Annotated in this window: 21 protein-coding genes; 6 read left to right on the forward strand and 15 right to left on the reverse strand. The window is 67.7% G+C overall.

The window, feature by feature from the left end:
• The first annotated feature begins 22 nt into the window (after positions 1-22).
• Positions 23-760 (forward strand): glycosyltransferase family 2 protein, encoded by a 738-nt coding sequence (locus tag FCU40_RS18910; protein WP_168077037.1) that lies wholly within the window; start codon positions 23-25, stop codon positions 758-760.
• A gap of 107 nt (positions 761-867) precedes the next feature.
• Positions 868-1,290 (forward strand): hypothetical protein, encoded by a 423-nt coding sequence (locus tag FCU40_RS18915; RefSeq protein WP_004618716.1) that lies wholly within the window; start codon positions 868-870, stop codon positions 1,288-1,290.
• A gap of 6 nt (positions 1,291-1,296) precedes the next feature.
• On the opposite strand, the gene FCU40_RS18920 is transcribed toward FCU40_RS18915, so the two are convergent.
• Positions 1,297-1,755, reverse strand: coding sequence for a tRNA (cytidine(34)-2'-O)-methyltransferase (locus FCU40_RS18920; RefSeq protein ID WP_004618714.1), 459 nt, complete (start codon positions 1,753-1,755; stop codon positions 1,297-1,299).
• Between the two features lie 201 nt (positions 1,756-1,956).
• Between FCU40_RS18920 and petA the strand changes: the two genes are divergently transcribed.
• Genes petA through FCU40_RS18935 form a run of 3 tightly spaced genes read left to right on the forward strand, consistent with a single transcriptional unit; the run spans position 1,957 to position 4,660 of the window.
• Positions 1,957-2,508: a ubiquinol-cytochrome c reductase iron-sulfur subunit gene (gene petA, locus FCU40_RS18925; protein WP_004618712.1), complete on the forward strand. Its 552-nt coding sequence runs from the start codon at positions 1,957-1,959 to the stop codon at positions 2,506-2,508.
• 5 nt (positions 2,509-2,513) lie between these two features.
• On the forward strand, positions 2,514-3,800 hold the full coding sequence (locus tag FCU40_RS18930) for a cytochrome b/b6 (protein ID WP_004618710.1): 1,287 nt from the start codon (positions 2,514-2,516) through the stop codon (positions 3,798-3,800).
• A gap of 5 nt (positions 3,801-3,805) precedes the next feature.
• Positions 3,806-4,660, forward strand: coding sequence for a cytochrome c1 (locus FCU40_RS18935; protein ID WP_004618708.1), 855 nt, complete (start codon positions 3,806-3,808; stop codon positions 4,658-4,660).
• 79 nt (positions 4,661-4,739) lie between these two features.
• Here FCU40_RS18935 and FCU40_RS18940 read toward each other — a convergent pair whose 3' ends face one another.
• The 5 genes from FCU40_RS18940 to ychF form a co-directional block, all read right to left on the reverse strand.
• The gene (locus FCU40_RS18940; protein WP_168077039.1) at positions 4,740-5,504 is read right to left on the reverse strand and encodes a hypothetical protein; all 765 of its coding nucleotides are present in this window, start codon (positions 5,502-5,504) and stop codon (positions 4,740-4,742) included.
• 63 nt (positions 5,505-5,567) lie between these two features.
• Positions 5,568-6,290, reverse strand: coding sequence for a hypothetical protein (locus FCU40_RS18945; RefSeq protein WP_168077041.1), 723 nt, complete (start codon positions 6,288-6,290; stop codon positions 5,568-5,570).
• A gap of 68 nt (positions 6,291-6,358) precedes the next feature.
• Positions 6,359-7,036 (reverse strand): dienelactone hydrolase family protein, encoded by a 678-nt coding sequence (locus FCU40_RS18950; protein WP_168077043.1) that lies wholly within the window; start codon positions 7,034-7,036, stop codon positions 6,359-6,361.
• 2 nt (positions 7,037-7,038) lie between these two features.
• Positions 7,039-7,719, reverse strand: a complete 681-nt coding sequence (locus FCU40_RS18955) for a dienelactone hydrolase family protein (protein ID WP_168077045.1) — start codon at positions 7,717-7,719, stop codon at positions 7,039-7,041.
• A gap of 67 nt (positions 7,720-7,786) precedes the next feature.
• On the reverse strand, positions 7,787-8,887 hold the full coding sequence (ychF, locus tag FCU40_RS18960) for a redox-regulated ATPase YchF (protein ID WP_004618696.1): 1,101 nt from the start codon (positions 8,885-8,887) through the stop codon (positions 7,787-7,789).
• Positions 8,888-9,008: 121 nt separating this feature from the next.
• On the opposite strand from ychF, the gene FCU40_RS18965 reads away from it, so the two are divergent.
• Entirely contained in the window at positions 9,009-9,839 is an 831-nt protein-coding gene (locus tag FCU40_RS18965; protein ID WP_168077047.1) for a pirin family protein, read from the forward strand.
• Positions 9,840-9,969: 130 nt separating this feature from the next.
• On the opposite strand, the gene FCU40_RS18970 is transcribed toward FCU40_RS18965, so the two are convergent.
• The 9 genes from FCU40_RS18970 to FCU40_RS19010 all read right to left on the reverse strand — a co-directional run.
• Positions 9,970-10,872, reverse strand: a complete 903-nt coding sequence (locus FCU40_RS18970; RefSeq protein ID WP_168077049.1) for a hypothetical protein — start codon at positions 10,870-10,872, stop codon at positions 9,970-9,972.
• A 269-nt stretch (positions 10,873-11,141) separates the two neighbouring features.
• Entirely contained in the window at positions 11,142-12,395 is a 1,254-nt protein-coding gene (locus FCU40_RS18975; RefSeq protein ID WP_168077051.1) for a Xaa-Pro peptidase family protein, read from the reverse strand.
• Between the two features lie 26 nt (positions 12,396-12,421).
• Positions 12,422-13,171 (reverse strand): tetratricopeptide repeat protein, encoded by a 750-nt coding sequence (locus FCU40_RS18980; protein WP_168077053.1) that lies wholly within the window; start codon positions 13,169-13,171, stop codon positions 12,422-12,424.
• A gap of 52 nt (positions 13,172-13,223) precedes the next feature.
• Positions 13,224-13,844 (reverse strand): aminoacyl-tRNA hydrolase, encoded by a 621-nt coding sequence (gene pth, locus FCU40_RS18985; RefSeq protein ID WP_168077055.1) that lies wholly within the window; start codon positions 13,842-13,844, stop codon positions 13,224-13,226.
• An 88-nt stretch (positions 13,845-13,932) separates the two neighbouring features.
• Positions 13,933-14,532 (reverse strand): 50S ribosomal protein L25/general stress protein Ctc, encoded by a 600-nt coding sequence (locus FCU40_RS18990; RefSeq protein ID WP_168077057.1) that lies wholly within the window; start codon positions 14,530-14,532, stop codon positions 13,933-13,935.
• 156 nt (positions 14,533-14,688) lie between these two features.
• Positions 14,689-15,756 (reverse strand): hypothetical protein, encoded by a 1,068-nt coding sequence (locus FCU40_RS18995; protein WP_168077059.1) that lies wholly within the window; start codon positions 15,754-15,756, stop codon positions 14,689-14,691.
• A 132-nt stretch (positions 15,757-15,888) separates the two neighbouring features.
• Complete coding sequence (locus FCU40_RS19000) at positions 15,889-16,827, reverse strand: ribose-phosphate pyrophosphokinase (RefSeq protein ID WP_004618681.1); 939 nt, start codon at positions 16,825-16,827, stop codon at positions 15,889-15,891.
• A gap of 118 nt (positions 16,828-16,945) precedes the next feature.
• Positions 16,946-17,734 (reverse strand): peptidoglycan editing factor PgeF, encoded by a 789-nt coding sequence (gene pgeF, locus FCU40_RS19005; protein WP_168077061.1) that lies wholly within the window; start codon positions 17,732-17,734, stop codon positions 16,946-16,948.
• Positions 17,731-18,207: SAM-dependent methyltransferase (locus tag FCU40_RS19010; protein WP_175582093.1), on the reverse strand; the 477-nt coding region annotated here is incomplete at its 5' end. The genes FCU40_RS19010 and pgeF, both read right to left, overlap by 4 nt.

The raw sequence follows: 18,207 nt of genomic DNA on the forward strand, positions 1-18,207 counted from the left end.
ACTTTTGTTGTATGAGGGGGCGATGAGCCTACAAGCCGCCCAGACCCCCGACTTTTCCGTCGTCGTTCCCGTTTTCGATGAGGGCGAGGCCGCGCCGAAGCTGGCGCGCGAGATCGCGGCCGCCTTCGCCGGCGAGGCCTACGAGATGATCTTCGTCGACGACGCCAGCCGCGACGACACCAAGGCGCGGCTGATCGCCCTGAAGGCCGAGATCCCGCAATTGCGCGTGCTGGGTCATCGGAAGAACTCGGGTCAGAGCCGCGCCGTCCGCAGCGGCGTGCTGGCCGCGCGCGCGCCGATCGTCATCACCCTGGACGGCGACGGGCAGAACGATCCGGCCGACGCGCCGCGCCTGGCCAAGGCCCTGGCCGCCGGCCCCGACGGCCTCGCCCTGGTGGGCGGCGAGCGGGTCAAGCGTCAGGACAGCCAGGCCAAGCGTCTGGCCTCCAAGTTCGGCAACGGCGTGCGCAAGCGGCTGTTGAAAGACACCGCCAACGACACCGGCTGCGGCCTGAAGGCCTTCCGGCGCGAGGCCTTCCTGCGCCTGCCGTACTTCGATCACATCCATCGCTATATTCCCGCCCTGATGCTGCGCGAGGGCTATGAGGTCGCGTTCCAGCCGGTGAACCATCGCCACCGCGAGACGGGCGTGTCGAAATACACCAACCTCGGCCGGCTGAAGGCCTCGGTGTCCGATCTCCTGGGGGTGATGTGGCTGCAGTCGCGGGCCCGCAATCCGCTGGGCGTCGACGAGGCGTAAGGGGCGACGTCACGCGTTTCGGGCGAGACGTCTTCACCGAAGCCGAATAAGCCGTTACGCCTTAACCATGGCATGACGTCTCGGGGCGTGCCGAAGGGGGAAGCTCGATGTTCGCGGCGGTTCCGCTGCTGGCGCTGCCAGTGCTGATCTACAACCTGATCTGCCTGACCCTGTCGGGCGCGTTCAAGGCCGTGGACGCCAATGTCCGCATGACCGACAAGCTGTTCACCATCCACATGACCTCGCGGGCCGAGTGGGGCGTCAGCCTGGGCGACCTTCTGTTGGCCGCCTCGCTGGTGGTGCTGTTCGTCGAGCTGCTGAAGTCCACGACCAGCCGCCGGATCGCCATCATCAACCATTCGCTGTCGATGGTGCTGTTCATCTTCTGCCTGGTCGAGTTCCTGCTGTTTCCGGCCTTCGCTACCTCGACCTTCTTCCTGGTCACCCTGATGGTGCTGCTGGACGTGCTGGCGGGCTTCATCGTCACCATCGTGTCCGCGCGCCGGGACATCGAGTTCGGGGACCATTAGGAGCTTCTAGCCCGGAAACCCGCCCGTCTGGCGCAGGGCCTCGCCCAGCGCCATGGCCGCCGTGGTGGCCAGGTTCATCGAGCGCGTCTCGGGCCGGATTGGAATCACCAGCCGCCCCTGGGCCGCGGCGTGGACCTCTTCGGGCGCGCCCCGGCTCTCGTTGCCGAACAACAGGGTGTCTCCGGACTCGAACGAAAACCGGTGGAACGGCGTCGCGCCCTTGGTCGTGAACAGCAGCAGGCGCCCTTCGGCGCGCGCCGGCGCCTTAAGGAACGTCTCCCAGCTGTCGTGCCGCGTCAGGTGCGTCAGAGGGCCGTAATCCAGCGCCGCGCGCTTCAAGCTCTTGTCATTCAAGGGGAAACTGCAAGGCTCGATGACGTCCAGCCCCACGCCGAAACAGGCGGTGAGGCGGATGGCGGCGCCGACGTTCTGGGGAATACCCGGTTGAAAAAGTGCGATACGCATAATAAGCGAACCAACCACAAGGGCAGCAGGGGCTTTGCCGCGAATCGAAAGGACTTGCGGACTTGGCCCGCGCGTCCGATAGGACGATCCGACCGCTGCCTTGTGGCGGAGATCCGTTCGCGGGTCGAGCAAGAATGGCGCTGGGAGGCGCTTCTCCAGGTTGGTCGCTCGCGACCGCCTGTATCAAAGGGGTGACTTAAGGTGGCCGACACCGCCGTGGGCGCAACGACCGAGCCGGAACACGGGAGCGATCCTTCCCGGCGTGACTTCATTCACATCGCCGCCGTCGCGGCCGCCGCCGGCGGCGCCGCGACTCTGGTGTGGCCGTTCATCGATCAGATGAACCCGTCCGCGGACACGCGGGCCCTGGCCTCGACCGAGTTCGACCTGACCAAGGTCGCCGAGGGCCAGCAGGTGACGATCAAGTGGCGCGGCAAGCCGCTGTTCGTCCGCAACCGGACCAAGGCCGAGATCGCCAAGGCGGTCAAGGACGACCACGCCGACATGAAGGATCCGGCGACGGACGCCTCGCGCGTGAAGCCGGGCAAGGCCCAATGGCTGATCGTCGGCGGCAACTGCACCCACCTGGGCTGCGTGCCGACCTTCGGCGGCGGCGAGTACGGCGGCTGGTTCTGCCCGTGCCACGGCTCGGTCTACGACACCTCGGGTCGTATCCGTAAGGGCCCCGCGCCCAAGAACCTGGTGGTTCCGGATTACGCCTTCCTCTCCGACACCAAGGTCAAGATCGGCTAATCGAGATGAGCGGACATTCGACCTATCAACCCAAGACCGGTTTCGAGCGCTGGCTCGACGCCCGTCTGCCGATCGTGCGCCTGGGCTACGATTCGTTCGTCGACTACCCCACGCCGCGGAACCTGAACTACTGGTGGACCTTCGGCGGCATCCTGTCGCTGTGCCTGGCCTCCCAGCTGATCACCGGCATCATCCTGGTGATGCACTACACGCCTAGCGCCCAAGGCGCGTTCGCGTCGGTCGAGCACATCATGCGCGACGTGAACTACGGCTGGCTGATCCGCTACATGCACGCCAACGGCGCGTCGATGTTCTTCATCGCCGTCTACATCCACATGCTGCGCGGCCTGTACTACGGCTCCTACAAGGCGCCCCGCGAAGTGTTGTGGCTGCTGGGCTGCGTGATCTATCTGCTGATGATGGCCACCGCCTTCATGGGCTACGTCCTGCCCTGGGGCCAGATGTCGTTCCACGGCGCCGTCGTGATCACCAACCTGTTCGGCGCCCTGCCGCTGGTCGGCGAGAGCATCACCACCTGGCTGTGGGGCGGCTTCGCGGTCGACAACCCGACCCTGAACCGCTTCTTCTCGCTGCACTACCTGCTGCCCTTCATGATCGCGGGCGTCGTGATCCTGCACATCTGGGCCCTGCACGTCGTCGGCCAGAACAACCCGACCGGCGTCGACCCGAAGTCGAAGGCCGACACCGTGCCCTTCACGCCTTACGCGACGGTGAAGGACGGTTTCGCGATGAGCGTCTTCCTGATCCTCTTCGCCTTCTTCGTCTTCTACATGCCCAACGCCCTGGGCCACGCGGACAACTATATCGAGGCCAACCCGCTGGTGACGCCGTCGCACATCGTTCCGGAATGGTACTTCCTGCCGTTCTACGCGATCCTGCGCGCCGTGCCGGACAAGCTGATGGGCGTGCTGGCCATGTTCGGCGCCATCGCCTGCCTGTTCGCCCTGCCGTGGCTGGACACCTCGAAGGTGCGCTCGATGCGCTACCGCCCGACCGCGAAGATCTACTTCCTGTTCTTCGTGGTGGTCTGCTGCATCCTCGGCCTCTGCGGCGCCAAGCTGCCCGACGATCCGGTCATCCCGCACCTGACCACCTTCTCGGTCATGGGTTCGGACCTGAACAGCTTCGTGTGGCTGTCGCGCTTCGCGGCCCTCTACTACTTCGCTTTCTTCCTGGTCGTGCTGCCGGTCCTGGGCTTGGTCGAAAAGACCCTGCCGGTTCCGGACTCGATCGCCTCGCCGGCCCTGTCGGCCGACGCCAAGAAGGGTTGATCCCGATGCTCCGCAAACTCTCGGTTATCGCGGCGGTCGCGGGTCTCCTGACGGTGGGGGCCTCGGCCCCCGCCTTCGCCAACGGCGGCGCGCTGGAGCCCAAGGACGTCCACTGGTCGTTCGAAGGTCCGTTCGGCACGTTCGACCAGGCCCAGCTGCAGCGCGGCTACAAGGTCTATCGCGAGGTCTGCTCGGCCTGCCACTCGATGAAGCTGGTGGCCTTCCGCAACCTCGGCGACAAGGGCGCGCCCTTCTATAATCCGAAGTATCCGAACTCGAACGAGAACCCGGTCGTCAAGGCGATCGCCAAGGACTACCAGGTGGCCGATATCGACGGCGAGACCGGCGACGCCATCAAGCGTCCGGCCACGCCCGCCGACCGCTTCCCGTCGCCCTTCGCCAACGAGGCGGCGGCGCGCGCGGCCAACGGCGGCGCCCTGCCGCCGGACATGTCGCTGCTGGCCAAGGCCCGCGAAGGCGGCCCGGCGCACATCTACTCGATCGTGGTCGGTTATCAGGCGCCTCCGAAGGGTCTGAAGGTCGGTCCTGGCCAGAACTACAACCCGTACATGGCTGGCGACCTGTCGTCGTACTGGTCGGGCGACAAGGAGCACGTCCCGCCGGGCGGCTTCATCGCCATGCCCCAGCCTCTGAAGGCCGGGCAGGTGACGTTCGACGATGGCACGAAGTCGACGCTGGAACAGGAAGCCAAGGACGTCTCGGCCTTCCTGATGTGGGCCGCCGAGCCCAAGCTGGAAGAGCGCAAGCAGACCGGCTTCGCCGTGCTGATCTACCTCATCCTGCTCTCGGGTCTGCTGTACGCCAGCTACAAAACCGTGTGGCGCAACGAGTCGCACTGAGCCCTGGTTCAGCACTGACTATCGAAGGCCCGGTGGAAACGCCGGGCCTTTTTCGTTGGTCAAGCCGCGGCGGACGGGCTCACGGCGCGACCGACAAGGTGGTGGCGCTGGCGTCGAGATGGAGCCGATGGCGGGCCCAGAGGCCGACGCCCAGGCTGCCGGTCACGCCCTCCGGCAGGTCGTCGGCCAGGCTGGCGGGAACGTTCTGGGCCAGCACGCCGCCGATCGACAGCGCCCGCAGCCGCGCCGGCGCCCGATGGCGGGCCGAAAGATCCAGCTTGCCACTTGCCTTGACCTCGCGCGTCGAGAGCCGCGCCATGGCCCGGGAGGCGGTGTCGATGGCGAAGGCTCCGCGCAGGGCCGTGGGGCCGTCGCTGACGGCCGCGACGATCGTCGGCAGGCCTTGGACCAGGGTGACCGGCAAGACGGCCTGACGCCGCGCCCGCCAGGGCCGGTCGATGCGCAGGCGGCAATGGCGAAAGTCGATCTCGATCGCGTGACCCGAAAGGACATCCATGCCGATGACCCCGGCGATGGGGGTGATGAAGCCCGCGCCGCGCGCGTCCAGGTCGACGACCTTGACCGACACGGCCGGCGCCTTCAGTCCGGCCACCTCGACCGGCAGGGACAGCTCGGGCGCGAGGATCCCCTCCATCTCAGCCTTGGTGTCATGCAGCAGGGTGCGCGGGGCCGACAGGTCGATGACATAGTCGCCGGCCATGGTCCCGATCACCGCCGGCGCCACGACCGCCCCGTTTTCGAACCAGCACGCCGTCTCGCCAGCGCGGGCCGCGCCGGCGGTGACCGTGGTCGTCAGAAGCAGCGCGGCGAGGCAGGAACGCATGACCTGCAGCCTAGGTCGCCGCACCGGGAAAGGAAAAGATCTGTTTGTGTCGTCGCGCCTTGCTCAGCCGGCTTTATTCTTGCCGCCGGCTGGCAGCTTGCACGGCGCGCCGAGCTTAGCCGCGTCGGCACAGGTGATCGAAGAGAAGGAGGCCTTTGAGCCCGGCGCGGGTTGATCGACAACGTAGCCTTGGCCGTTCCGACAGGCCAATTCATAGCGCGTGATCGCGGGCTGCCCCCCCGATCCGAGGAAGGCCGCATCCGCCAGGTCACAGCCCGAGGCAACGCGCTTGGCCAAAGGCTTCAGGCCGACGATGGGGTCACTGTTGGCGGGCATCAGGCATTCGAGCCCGCGCGGCCATTTGCGGCCGGCGGCGGCGGCCGAGTCTTGCCAGGCCAGGCAGTCGGCCACCTGAGTGCCGCCATCGTCGCGATGCAGTATGATCCAACCGATCGAGTCCTTGCAGACGAGCTCGTAGCTGGGATCCTTGGTCGGACGGTCCGATAGCAGACCGGCGTCAATGACATCGCAGGGAATCTGCAATTGTTCCGCCAGCTTACGCGCGTTGCTGACCTGAAGCGGCAGCGCCGACCGGCGCTCCTCACGGAACGTCGATGTCGCCTTCTTCTGTACGTCGAAGCTCGAGGTGGCGAAGCGCTTGGGCAGCGGTTGCGGCGGAGGGTTCGGAAACGGCGCTGGGGCGCCCACTTGCGCGAGAGCTGAGGTCCCCGAAGCGACGACGATCAGCGCCGCGATAAAGCCCGACCGAAGTGAACGCCTAAACATTGTCACCCCTCCATCCATAAACCCAGAGTAGGGTTCAATCGAAGCGTCACAAAGTCAAGCGCCGCGGGTCAGTTCTCCGCCTTCCCGCCCCCTGCGCGCTGGAAGAGCTGGAGCGTCCGCAGCAGGGCCAGGCGCGCGCTGTCGGGGTGGTGGCCGCTGGGCGCCACGAAGGCGTGGCCCGCGTCGTACAGATAGATCGGCAGCTCCGGATGAGCGTCGCGGATGGCGTCGACGTCGGCCATCGGGATCAGGCTGTCGGTCTTGCCGAAGTGCAGGATCGTCGCCGTCTTGGGCGTCTCGTCGCGATAGGCCGCGATGTCGCCGCCATAGAAGGCCGAGACCGCCGCCACGCCGTCGCAGCGGCACGCCGCCAGCCACGCCGTCGTGCCGCCATAGCAGAACCCCATGACGAACACCGGCCCGTCCAGGGCGTCGATCGCCGCCTGGACGCGGGGCAGTGTGGTCGCGCCCCAGCCGGTCAGCTTGCCCAGCGCCATGCGGTCGTCGAGGATCGCCGGCGTCAGGTCCTCGACCGGGAAGTCCGCGTCGGCGGCGTCCATCAGGCTGGGGGCGATGACCTCATAGCCCTGCTCGGCCAGGCTGTCGCTGAGCTGGCGGATATGCGGCGTGACGCCCCAGATGGCGTGCAGCATGACGATCCCGCCGCGCCGGGCCTCCAGCGGCGGCGCGTGGTAGGCCGCGAACGGCCCGCCGTCGCGGCAGGCCAGGGCGATGCGCGCTCCCATGCTCAGGCGGCCCCGTGGGCTTCGAAGAAGGCCAGGGTGCGCGCGCGGGCCAGCTCGGCGTCGGCGAGATCGCTGTCCGGACGGCCGTCGTTGTTGAAGCCGTGACCGCTGTTTTCGTAGATGTGGACCGGGACGTCGGGGTGGGCGGCCTCGACCTTGGCCTTCACCTCATCGGCGGGGATGTGAGCGTCCTTGCGGCCGAGGTGGACCAGGACCGGCGCGGCCAGCGTCGCCTCGGCGTTGGCGGCGATCATGCTGCCGTAATAGGCCGAGCCGGCGGCCAGGCCCTTCAGCCGGCTGGCCGCCAGCCAGACCAGCGAGCCGCCCAGGCAGTAGCCGACCGCGAACACCGGCCCGCGCTCGGCCAGGGCGTCGATACAGGCCTGGATGTCCGACAGCATCTTCTCGACGCCGATCGACTGCACGTGACCGATGCCGACGGGGAAGGCGGCCGGTTCGTGCTCGGCGACATAGCCGCGCTCGGCCCGGTCGAAGATCGACGGGGCCAACACCTCGAAGCCCCGCGCCGACCAGCGCTCGACATCGGCGAGCACGTACTGGTCCAGGCCGAAGATCTCCTGGATCACCACGACCCCGCCCTTGCGCGCGCCTTGGGCCTGGGCGTGGACGGCGGTGAACTCGAAGCCGTCGACGGCCGAGGCGAGGGTGACGATGTCGGTCATGCGAGCTCTGACTCCCCAATGAGAAGCGGCCGGGGCGTCTCCGCTCCGGCCGCTGTGTTCTGAACGCTTAGACGTTGAACCGGAAGTGCATCACATCGCCGTCCTTGACGATGTATTCCTTGCCTTCCGAGCGCATCTTGCCGGCTTCCTTGGCGCCGACTTCGCCGTTCAGGGCGATATAGTCGTCGAAGGCGATCGTCTCGGCCCGGATGAAGCCCTTCTCGAAGTCGGTGTGGATCACGCCGGCCGCCTGCGGGCCGGTGGCGCCCACGGGGATGGTCCAGGCGCGGGCTTCCTTGGGCCCGACCGTGAAATAGGTCTGCAGGCCCAGGAGCTTGTAGGCCTCGCGGATCAGGCGGTTCAGGCCGGGCTCTTCCAGGCCCAGGGTTTCCAGGAACTCGGCGCGCTCGGCCTCGTCCAGCAGGGCGATCTCGCTTTCGATCTGGGCCGAGATGATCACGCTCTTGGCGTTGTCGCGGGCGGCGCGCTCGGCGACCAGGTCCGAATACTTGTTGCCCTTGTCGGCGCTGGCTTCCTCGACATTGCAGACATAGAGGGCCGGAAGCGAGGTCAGGAGCTGCAGCATGGCCCAGGCCTTGGCGTCTTCCTTGTCGACCTTGGCGGCGCGGGCCGGGCGACCCTCGCGCAGCTGCTCCAAGGCGAGGTTGATCAGGCGCAGGGTCTGGACCATGTCCTTGTCGCCGCCGCTCTTGGCGCGCTTCTCGACGTTGGGCAGGCGCTTTTCCAGGCTTTCCAGGTCGGCCAGCATCAGCTCCATCTCGATGATCTCGAGATCGGCGATCGGGTCGATGCGGCCCTCGACGTGGGTGATGTCGCTGTCCTCGAAGCAGCGGGCCACGAAGGCCACGGCGTCGCAGTCGCGGATATTGGCCAGGAACTGGTTGCCCAGGCCCTCGCCCTTGGACGCGCCGCGCACCAGGCCCGCGACGTCGACGAAGTTGATCCGGGCCGGGATGATTTCCTTGGAGCCGGCGACCTTGGCCAGGGCGTTCAGGCGCGGCTCGGGCACCGCCACGTCGCCGGTGTTGGGCTCGATCGTGCAGAACGGATAGTTGGCGGCCTGGGCCGACGCCGTCTGGGTCAGGGCGTTGAACAGGGTGGACTTGCCGACGTTGGGCAGGCCGACGATGGCGACTTTCAGGGCCATGGAACTCTCGTGAATTTCGTTGGGCGCGCGCTTAGCACGGATGGCCGCGAAAGGCGAACGCGCCGGCCCCTTGCATCAATTGCAACCAGACCTGATATCAAAGGTCCAAAGGAGTTCTCCCATGCGCGTTCGACCCGTCCTGAAGATCGTCAAGGGCCTGCCCGCCTCGGACGGCGACGGCGTGCGCCTGACCCGGATGCTGGGCACGCCGGACGCCCAGATGTTCGACCCGTTCCTGATGCTGGACTGTTTCGACAACGACCAGGCCAGCGACTACATGGGCGGCTTCCCCGATCACCCGCATCGCGGCTTCGAGACGGTAACCTACATGCTGGAAGGCCGGATGCGTCACAAGGACAACACCGGCCGCGAGGGCGTGATCGGTCCGGGCGGCATCCAGTGGATGCGGGCCGGCAAGGGCATCGTCCACTCCGAAATGCCCGAGCAGGCCGAGGGCCGAATGCGCGGTTTCCAGCTGTGGGTGAACCTGCCGGCCAAGCTGAAGATGAGCGCGCCTGGCTATCAGGAGTTCGAGGCCGACAGCATTCCGGTCGAGGCCCGCGACGGCGGCGTCTCGGTCAAGGTGATCTCCGGCGCGACCGATGCTGGAACCGCCGGCCCGATCGGCGGCGGCGCGGTCGACGCGCTCTATTTCGACGTCGTCCTACCGGCCGGGACCGTGTTCGAGGAGCCGGTCGGCGACGACCGCAACGCCATGCTGGCGGTCTATGAAGGCCAGGTCCTGGTGGCCCACGACACCGTGGACGCGCTGTCGGGCGTGTTCCTGGGAACCGGCGACGCCATCCGCGTCGAGGCCGTCACCGACGCCCGCGTCCTGCTGCTGGCCGGCCGCCCGATCAATGAGCCGGTCTTCTGGCACGGCCCGTTCGTGATGAACTCCCGCGAGGAGATCGTCCAGGCGTTCGAGGACTTCCAGCGGGGACGGTTTTAGGGATCGCGCTGTCTTGGGCGACCTTTTTCGCCTGTCGGTTGGCGGATCGCCGTAAAGGGAAGTGACGATAGTCCGACTTGGGTGATTGTCGGACGAAGCGGCCACTGGCGCTAACAAACGCACCAGCCCATCAGGGCCATCGCAATGCCTTCGCCGGAGTTTCAAGGGGCCGAAAGCTCAGATCGTTTAGATCTGCGATCAGGCTTGGCTCGCTGGGCGCGTCATTGGCCAGTTGAGATATTTTGAGCCGGCTCAAGCATCCTTCACGCGCAAGTATGATATCCCCTTTGAGGTCGATATCCGCCCAATCTACCCGCCCCAGCTGGGCCTTGATCGCGCCGTCCGCGCCTCGCACGGAAGCGGTTTCAACGTACAGCCTGCCATTCGACTCATTAGCGGCGTGCATCTCGACGACGAGCGTCCATCCCGCGCGCAGAGCCTTGGTTTGAACTATGGGCGGATCGAAGACGTAGCCATAGCGCGCGGTGCGTGGCAGCTTTTTCCGTTCGCCCAACGTGACATTCCATCCCTCTCGCTGCAGGCGCATGAGCGATAATCTCAGCTCGTCGAGATAGGGATGAAGTCTCGAAACCCGCAGTTTCGAAGACACCGAGCCAGCGCTCCTGTCCTTGTCGGCGACTTCCCAGGACAGCAGGTTCAGTTGGAGCGATCGCCAATCTTTTCCAAAGAGGCCGCCGCCCCACATGCCGGCTTCGGTCCAAAGGGCCAGCGCGGTCAGGTACGGCGGTCGCGACACGGCGACCCAACTCGTAAGTTCGCTTCCGCCCTTTGCAGCGGCGTACACGAGTAGTTCTCCATCCGGCGACAGGTCGGCGCGGCGTTCATAGATTCGGCCTTTAAGCCATTGCCCCGGGACGAGCGTGTCGGTCCTCAGGTCCCAAGTGAGAACGAGAGTGCGCTTCGTCGGCCCTCGTCGAAACACGACGGCGCGACCCGCTTTGCGCGCTACCAGCACGTAAAGTCGCGCCGAGTTAGCTCGCATCGTGGGCCAGAGAGCGGGTTTGTCGTTCATGGCCGCAGACTACCAGAGGACGAACTCGCCGCCATCGGGATGGATGTCGCCATGCCGACGGGAAGCGAGTCCGTTCAGGGTCCTCTCCCGAAATTGGCGCGGGGCTCGAGGAGGGCAGGATGGGGGTGACGCGGCGTTGGAAGCCGTGCGCGGCCCCGAACTCGGTGGATCACCCCCATCCCCAACCCTTCCCCCATCAAGGGGGAAGGGGGCTAAACGAGGCCCAACCTCGCGATATCGGCCTGGTCGAGACGCCGCGCGCCGGCCCGTCACCCCATCGGCTTGTCCAGCGACTTCGGCGGCTCGCTGAACCACTTGGGGCCTTGCGGGGTCAGGTGGATGCAGTCCTCCAGCCGCACGCCGAATTCGCCCGGGATGTAGATGCCGGGCTCGTCCGAGAAGCACATGCCGGGCGCCAGCCGGGTGGTTTCGGACATCACGAAGTTCACCGGCTCGTGGCCGTCCATGCCGATGCCGTGGCCGGTGCGGTGCGACAGGCCGGGGAGCTTGTAGCGCGGACCCCAGCCCAGGCTCTCGTAATAGGCGCGGACGGCGCGGTCGACCGAGCCGGCCTCGGCGCCGATCTGGGCGGCCTCGAACGCCACCTGCTGGCCGCGCGCGACGTCGTTCCAGACCTTGCGCTGGCGGGCGGTCGGCTCGCCGAACACGAAGGTGCGCGAGATGTCCGACTCGTAGCCGCCGACATTGCAGCCGCAGTCCATCAGCACCACCTGGCCCTCGCTCACGATCTGGGGCTGGCGCGAGCCGTGCGGATAGGCGCTGGCCTCGCCGATCAGGATCAGGTTGAAGCTGACCCGCGCGCCCTGGGCCACGGTGAAGTCGCTCATCAGGGCGGCGATGTCCTTGGGGCCCATGCCCGCCCGGACGTTGGCGTGGGTGTGGCGCAGGGCCGCCACCGTGATGTCGGCGGCGACCTGCATCAGGGCGATCTCGGCCGGCGTCTTGATCATCCGGCAGCCCCGGAACACCGCCGCCCCCGACGCCACCTTGGCCGAGGGCAGGGCCTGGGCCAGGCCCTCGACGATGAAGTCGCGGGTCGTCTCCTCGACGCCGATCGTTCCCGAGGCCAGCTTGCGGTCGGCCAGCAGGCCGGCGGCGATGGCGTAGGGGTTCTCGTCCTCTTCCCAGGGGCGGACCTCGGCGGGGACCGACAGGCTCTGGCGGATCGAGGGCTCCTCGAACTTCGGCATGACCATGCCGACCTGGCCCTCGCGCGGGATGATCGCCAGCACCGGCCGCTCGCTGCGGCTCCATTGCGCGCCGGTGAAATAGTCCATCGACGAGCCGGCCTCGGTGACGATGGCCGAGAGGCCGAGCTTCACCATCAGGGCCTGGGCGCGCTCCAGCCGGGCCTGGCGCTCGGCCGGACCGATCAGGGCCACGCCGTCGGTCATCTTCCGGGGGGCGTCGGGCCTGGCCAAGGCGGGGACGGCGGCGGCCAGGGCGCCGGCGCCCAGGCTGGCCAGGAGCTCGCGCCGGCGAAGCTGGTGAAGAGCGGTCATGTCGGTCCCCTCTGGATCGGGCGGGCTCAGCCCACGGCCTGGGCGGCGAAGTCGCGCCAGCTCTTGGCTTCCTTGCGGAAATGGCTGTGGGTCTTGGCCAGGCGCTTGTCGATCTCGGCCAACTGCGCGCGGGCTTCGTCCTTGCGGCCGGTCCGAGCCAGGAACACCGCGTAGCGGGCGATGCCCTCGAAGCCGGGATAGTGGTCGGCGGCCCAGCGCAGGGCGGTGTCGGCCTGCTCCTCGCGGCCCAGGGCGTGATAGACGCGGCCGAGGGCCAGCATGGTGTGCGGGGTGCGCCCGGCGTTGGGCTGCTCGCCCAGCTTTTCCAGCAGGGGCAGGGCCTCGGCGGGGCGGGAGAGCTCGATCAGGGCGTTGGCGCGGCCCAGCAGCAGCTGAGCGTCGTCGGCGTACATGCCCGTCAGGCTGTCGGCGTAGAGGCGCTCGGCCTCGGCGTGCTTGCCAAGCTCGGTGGCCGCCACCGCCAGGCGGACGCGGTTGGCCACGGTCGGGGCGTCGTCGACGGCCTGGGCGGCCTCGCGGTATTCGCGCTGCGGGTCCAGCGCCTTGCGCGCGGCCTGGCCGACCTTGCGCGCGGTCTTGCCGCCCCAGATCTCCGGGCCGATCACGGCGACGAAATAGACGATCCCGCCGATCGGCTGGAAGGCCAGGATGATCCACAGCCAGTACATCTGCTGGCCCGTGCGGACCACGTGGACGCACAGGGCGATGGCGATCAGGAACGACAGGCCCAGAAGCGGCAGCGGAAGCGAGAACATGTCGGAACCCTAGACTATGGCCTCCGGTCTTTCTCTTGCCCGCCGGCCGGCGTCAATCGTCCGCCTTGCCGGGCTTGCGAGGATCGGCCTTCGGCGCGGGCGCCAGGCGCATGACCTCGGCCTGGTAGCGATCGTCGTCGCCGGCGGCGGCGAAGGGCAGGGCGTCGGCGATGGCGTCCAGCATCGGGTCCAGCCACTGGTGCTCGACCTTGTGGAAGTCGCCCAGCACATAGTGCATCACCGCGTCCTTGTGACCGGGGTGGCCCACGCCGATGCGGCCCCGGCGGAAGGCGTCGCCGACCTGGCTGGTCACCGAGCGGATGCCGTTGTTGCCGGCCGCCCCGCCGCCCGCCTTCATCCGGAAGCGGCCGGGCGCCATGTCGATCTCGTCGTGGAAGACGATGACGTCGGCGGGGGTCAGCTTGAAGAACTTCATGGCCTCGCCCACGGCGCGGCCGCTTTCGTTGTAATAGGTCTTGGGCTTGAGCAGCAGCAGCTTGACCGGGCCGTCGGGCGTGTTGACCTGCCCCTCGCAGGCCAGGCCCTGGAAGCGGGCGCGCCACGGGGCGGTCCCCCACTTTCGCGCCAGCGCGTCGACGGCCATGAAGCCGACGTTGTGGCGGTTCTTCTCGTACTTGGGCTCGGGATTGCCCAGGCCGGCGAGGATCAGCATCGCGAGGGTCTCAAGGGGGACAAACGAAAACGGGCGGACCCGAAGGCCCGCCCGTCTCTAAAACAGGTCGATCCGAAGACCGAGCGGATTAGCCTTCGACGGTGGTGTCGCCGGCGTCCGACTGGGCGGCCGACGAGGCCTTCAGGGTCGCGATCACGAAGTCGCGGTCCACGGCCGGCTTCACGCCTTCCGGCAGCTTCACTTCCGAGATGCGGATGGTGTCGCCGATGTCGTGCGAGGCCAGGTCGATGACCAGCTCTTCGGGGATCTTGTCGGCCGGGCAGGCCAGTTCCACGGTGTGACGGATCACTTCCAGCGAGCCGCCCTTCTTCATGCCGACCGAGATGTCCTGGTTCTTGAAGTGAACCGGCACTTCGATCTTGATCAGCTGGTGCTCGTCGACGCGGTACAGGTCGAAGTGGATCGGCTCGTCGGTGACCGGGTGGAACTGGATCGCCTTGGCGATGACCGACTGCTTCTCGTCGCCGTGTTGCAGGGTGACCAGGTGGCCCAGCAGCTTGCCGGTGTACAGCGACTTGCGGAATTCGTTGGCGCGCACGGCGATGTTCACCGGGGCCTTGCCGCCGCCGTACAGGACGCCCGGGACCTTGCCGGCGCGGCGGGTGGCGCGGGCGTTGCCGGTGCCGGCGCCGTCGCGGACTTCAACGTTCAGAATGATCTCGGCCATGAGGCTGTCTTTCTCGAGAACCGGATGTTCTCGTCTGTGACCTGACGCCTATGGCCGTATCGCCACGCTCGCCCGGTCGTTTTGGGGTCGCGCTACATACACAAAAGGGCCGGGCGACGCAATCGCCCGGCCCCTTCGCGCGTATCGGGAGGAAAATCAGCTCTTCTTGGCGGCCGGCTTCTTGGCCGAACCCTTCTTGGCCGCGACCTTCTTCTTGGTCGAGACCGGCTCGGGCTTGGGCGGCGGCGGGGGCTCGGGCGGCAGGCTGGCGCCGGCGGCCTTGACCATGCAGGCGCCGGTATCCATCAGGATGTGCTGGCCCAGGCAGAAGATGTCCTCGTAGTGCGGCTTGGCCACCGCCAGGCACTGATAGAGGTTCAGCTTGGCCATGGACAGGCAGTTGGACGTCCCCGGATCGTTGCTGAGCGCGTCGATCGAGGTCAGGTTGTCGTCGCCGGCCGCGCCAAGGGCCGCCAGGGCCGCGACGGCCAGGCCGCGGATCACCACCGGCTGGTAGGGGGCGGGGGCCGCGCGCGGGGTCAGGCCCAGCGACTGGCCGCCGGTCGAGGCGCTTTGCAGCACCGCCACGTCGGCGCTCTCGGCCAGGGCCGGCGTGTTCGACAGCGTCTTGGCCGAGGCCAGGCGGCCGTCGCGGTCGACGACGAAGCCCTTGGACCAGCTGGCCTTCTGGACGTCATAGGCCGACTGCTTCACGGCCTTGCCGGCCATGTAGACCTTCAGGCCGTCGTTGCCGATCGTGTCGATGATCAGGCCGGCGGCGCTGTCCGAACCCTTGAACACCGTGGCGTAGGAGGGGTTGGAGAAGATGTTGGCGATCATCTGCTGGCGCTGGGCCGCGTTGGCCGCGACCTCGCGCACGGACGACACGAAGGTCGGGTCCTGCAGGGCCAGGACGGCGGCGTAGGCCACCGCGCCGTTCAGGAACGACTTGGGCTCGTAGGACGCGCCGACCTTCAGCGACGCCTGGATCTGGTCGCCGTTCTGGAAGGTCGACGACACCGCGGCGGCGCGCGCCATGTAGCCCCGGAACGCGCTGGCGCGCTCGACCAGGCTGGTCGACAGGGTGATCGGCGGCGGGGGCGGCGGGGCCTGCACGACGGGCGGCGGCGCGGGCGGCGGCGGGGAGCTACAGGCCGCGACCAACGCGGCGAGCGCCACGGCGGTCGTCGTCAGGACGATCCGTGTACGCGAGAAGGAACGCATGGTGGTGAATTTCCCATCAAGACTTCGGCGGCGCGCATAGCAGCCCGGGCGGACGACAATGTGACTGTCGCCTCGTTAACCAAACTTTTACAAGCGTGGCCGTGGGAGGGGCGAGAGGCTCGCCCTTCCGGGTTAGTCGAACAGCTTCGACACCGATTCTTCGTTGGCGATCCGGCGGATGGCCTCGCCGATCAGCGGGGCGCACGAGACGTAGCGGATCTTCGGGCAGGCCTTGGCCGGATCCGAGGCCTCGATCGAGTCGGTGACCACCAGCTCGGTCAGGACCGAATTGGCCACGCGGTCGACCGCCGCGCCCGACAGCACGCCGTGGGTGATGTAGGCGCTGACCGAGGTGGCGCCGTGGCTCATCAGGGCCTGGGCGGCGTTGCACAGGGTGCCGGCCGAGTCGGCGATGTCGTCGAACAGGATGCAGCGACGATCCTTGACGTCGCCGATGATGTTCATGACTTCCGACTGGCCCGGACCCGAGCGGCGCTTGTCGACGATGGCCAGATCGGCGTCGTCCAGCCGCTTGGCCAGGGCGCGCGCGCGCACCACGCCGCCGACGTCCGGCGACACGACCATCAGGTCGTCGCCCATCGGATAGTGCTTGCGGATGTCCTCGGCCATCAGCCGCGAGGGCAGGAGGTTGTCGGTCGGAATGTCGAAGAAGCCTTGGATCTGGCCGGCGTGCAGGTCCATGGTCAGGACGCGGTCGGCGCCCGAGCGGGTGATCAGGTTGGCGACCAGCTTGGCCGAGATCGGCGTGCGGCCGCCGGTCTTACGGTCCTGGCGGGCATAGCCGAAATAGGGCAGCACGGCGGTGATCCGCTTGCCCGACGCGCGCTTGAGGGCGTCGATGCAGATCAGCAGCTCCATCAGGTTGTCGTTGGCCGGATAGCTGGTCGACTGGATGACGAAGACGTCCTCGCCCCGCACGTTCTCGTCGATGGTGACGAACACCTCGAGGTCGGCGAACCGGCGCACCTGGGCGCGGGTCAGCGGCATGTCGAGATATTCCGCGATCGCCTGGGACAGAGGGCGGTTCGAGTTGCCGGACAGCAGCTTCATGGGGATCGCTCGGAATGTGGGGGCGGCCGATGCGGGGCCTTCTAGCAGCGATCGCCCCCGGGGCAAGCGTTAACATCCGCTTCCGTGTGCGGAGCTTTGCCGTCGTGGTTCGGGCGCCTCACGCCTCCAGCATGATCGCCGAGAGCAGGCGGCCATAATCGCCCTCGCCATTCAGGAAGGCGCGGCGGTTGGAGAAGAACCAATCCTCCTCGGCGCGGGTGTCGCGGCCCACCCACTCGCGGCGCTCGACGCCGGCGGTCGCCAGGCGGTCCAGCACGAAGGCGGGCAGGTCGAAGAAGCGCTTGTCGTCGGAAACACCGGGGTTGAAGAACCGGCCCGAGCCCGGGCAGTCGGCTTCGAACCTCTGCAGGAACTCCAGTCCCACCTCGTAGGACTTCGGGCCGATGCAGGGACCGACCACGCCGGTGATGCGATCCGGTCGCGCGCCCAGCGTCACCATGCGGTCGACGGCGGCCTGGACGACGCCGTCCAGCGCGCCCCGCCAGCCGGCGTGGGCGGCGGCCACGACCCGGGCCTCGGGATCGACCAGCAGGACCGGCGCGCAGTCGGCGGCCAGGGCGCCGCAGATTACGCCCGGCGTCTTGCTGACCACGGCGTCACCCTCGGGACGGACATCGCCCCACGAGCCATCGGCGGTGATCGCGATGGTCGAGTGGATCTGGTAGCAGGTGTTGAGGTCTTCCGGCGCGCCGCCGAACCAGCGCGCGGCGCGGGCGCGGTTCTCGACGACGTCGGCCGGGTCGTCCTTGCTGCCGCGTCCGACGTTCAGGCTGTCATAGATGCCCTTCGACACGCCGCCCTGGCGTGTGAAGAAGGCGTGCTTGACGCCGGGCAGGCTGGACAGCAGCGGCGACTGGACGGTCGGCAGGTCGGACTTGTGGATCATGTCGCGTCCTCGAAGAGGGGGGGCGAAAGGCCTGGCGCGGCGAGGCACGCGACCTTGAACAGGCTTCCCATCTGCGCCTCGCCGAGCAGGCGATCAAGCTGTCTTCCGATCTGGTCGGTCTTCTCGGGCTGGCGCGCCGCCAGGGCCTCGGCGCGGTCGAGGATTCCCAGCGTCAGCAGGAACTGGGCTTGGCTCAGGATCGGTCCGGCCTTGGCCCCGGTTTCCCGCGCGGCGGCGACGACCGAGGGAAAGTCGGCCCAGACGGTCAGGTCGGCCAGGCCCGCCGTCTCCAGCGGATCGACCTTCTGGTGGTCGCGCACGGCCTGCAGGGTGTCGCCGGCTTCCGGAACGTCGCGGCCATAGTCGATCAGCAGCGCCGCGCCGCCGTCGGTCACGAGGCGATGAGCGATGTCCGAGGCGAGAGCCGCCTGGGCGGGCGAGGATTCGACGACGGCGCCGATCGGCACGTTCTC

Origin of the sequence: Caulobacter sp. SSI4214, from assembly GCF_012184455.1 — a bacterium.
GTDB classification, from domain to species: Bacteria; Pseudomonadota; Alphaproteobacteria; order Caulobacterales; family Caulobacteraceae; genus Caulobacter; species Caulobacter vibrioides_E.

Coding starts and splice junctions, on each gene's coding strand:
- FCU40_RS18935 (WP_004618708.1), top strand. CDS start 3,806: ATGCTCCGCAAACTCTCGGTTATCGCGGCGGTCGCGGGTCTCCTGACG.
- FCU40_RS18975 (WP_168077051.1), bottom strand. CDS start 12,395: ATGACCGCTCTTCACCAGCTTCGCCGGCGCGAGCTCCTGGCCAGCCTG.
- ychF (WP_004618696.1), bottom strand. CDS start 8,887: ATGGCCCTGAAAGTCGCCATCGTCGGCCTGCCCAACGTCGGCAAGTCC.
- FCU40_RS18940 (WP_168077039.1), bottom strand. CDS start 5,504: ATGCGTTCCTGCCTCGCCGCGCTGCTTCTGACGACCACGGTCACCGCC.
- FCU40_RS18955 (WP_168077045.1), bottom strand. CDS start 7,719: ATGACCGACATCGTCACCCTCGCCTCGGCCGTCGACGGCTTCGAGTTC.
- FCU40_RS18965 (WP_168077047.1), top strand. CDS start 9,009: ATGCGCGTTCGACCCGTCCTGAAGATCGTCAAGGGCCTGCCCGCCTCG.
- FCU40_RS18970 (WP_168077049.1), bottom strand. CDS start 10,872: ATGAACGACAAACCCGCTCTCTGGCCCACGATGCGAGCTAACTCGGCG.
- pth (WP_168077055.1), bottom strand. CDS start 13,844: ATGCTGATCCTCGCCGGCCTGGGCAATCCCGAGCCCAAGTACGAGAAG.
- FCU40_RS18930 (WP_004618710.1), top strand. CDS start 2,514: ATGAGCGGACATTCGACCTATCAACCCAAGACCGGTTTCGAGCGCTGG.
- FCU40_RS18945 (WP_168077041.1), bottom strand. CDS start 6,290: ATGTTTAGGCGTTCACTTCGGTCGGGCTTTATCGCGGCGCTGATCGTC.
- FCU40_RS18920 (WP_004618714.1), bottom strand. CDS start 1,755: ATGCGTATCGCACTTTTTCAACCGGGTATTCCCCAGAACGTCGGCGCC.
- FCU40_RS18950 (WP_168077043.1), bottom strand. CDS start 7,036: ATGGGAGCGCGCATCGCCCTGGCCTGCCGCGACGGCGGGCCGTTCGCG.
- FCU40_RS18980 (WP_168077053.1), bottom strand. CDS start 13,171: ATGTTCTCGCTTCCGCTGCCGCTTCTGGGCCTGTCGTTCCTGATCGCC.
- FCU40_RS18990 (WP_168077057.1), bottom strand. CDS start 14,532: ATGGCCGAGATCATTCTGAACGTTGAAGTCCGCGACGGCGCCGGCACC.
- pgeF (WP_168077061.1), bottom strand. CDS start 17,734: ATGATCCACAAGTCCGACCTGCCGACCGTCCAGTCGCCGCTGCTGTCC.
- FCU40_RS18995 (WP_168077059.1), bottom strand. CDS start 15,756: ATGCGTTCCTTCTCGCGTACACGGATCGTCCTGACGACGACCGCCGTG.
- FCU40_RS19000 (WP_004618681.1), bottom strand. CDS start 16,827: ATGAAGCTGCTGTCCGGCAACTCGAACCGCCCTCTGTCCCAGGCGATC.
- FCU40_RS18915 (WP_004618716.1), top strand. CDS start 868: ATGTTCGCGGCGGTTCCGCTGCTGGCGCTGCCAGTGCTGATCTACAAC.
- FCU40_RS18910 (WP_168077037.1), top strand. CDS start 23: ATGAGCCTACAAGCCGCCCAGACCCCCGACTTTTCCGTCGTCGTTCCC.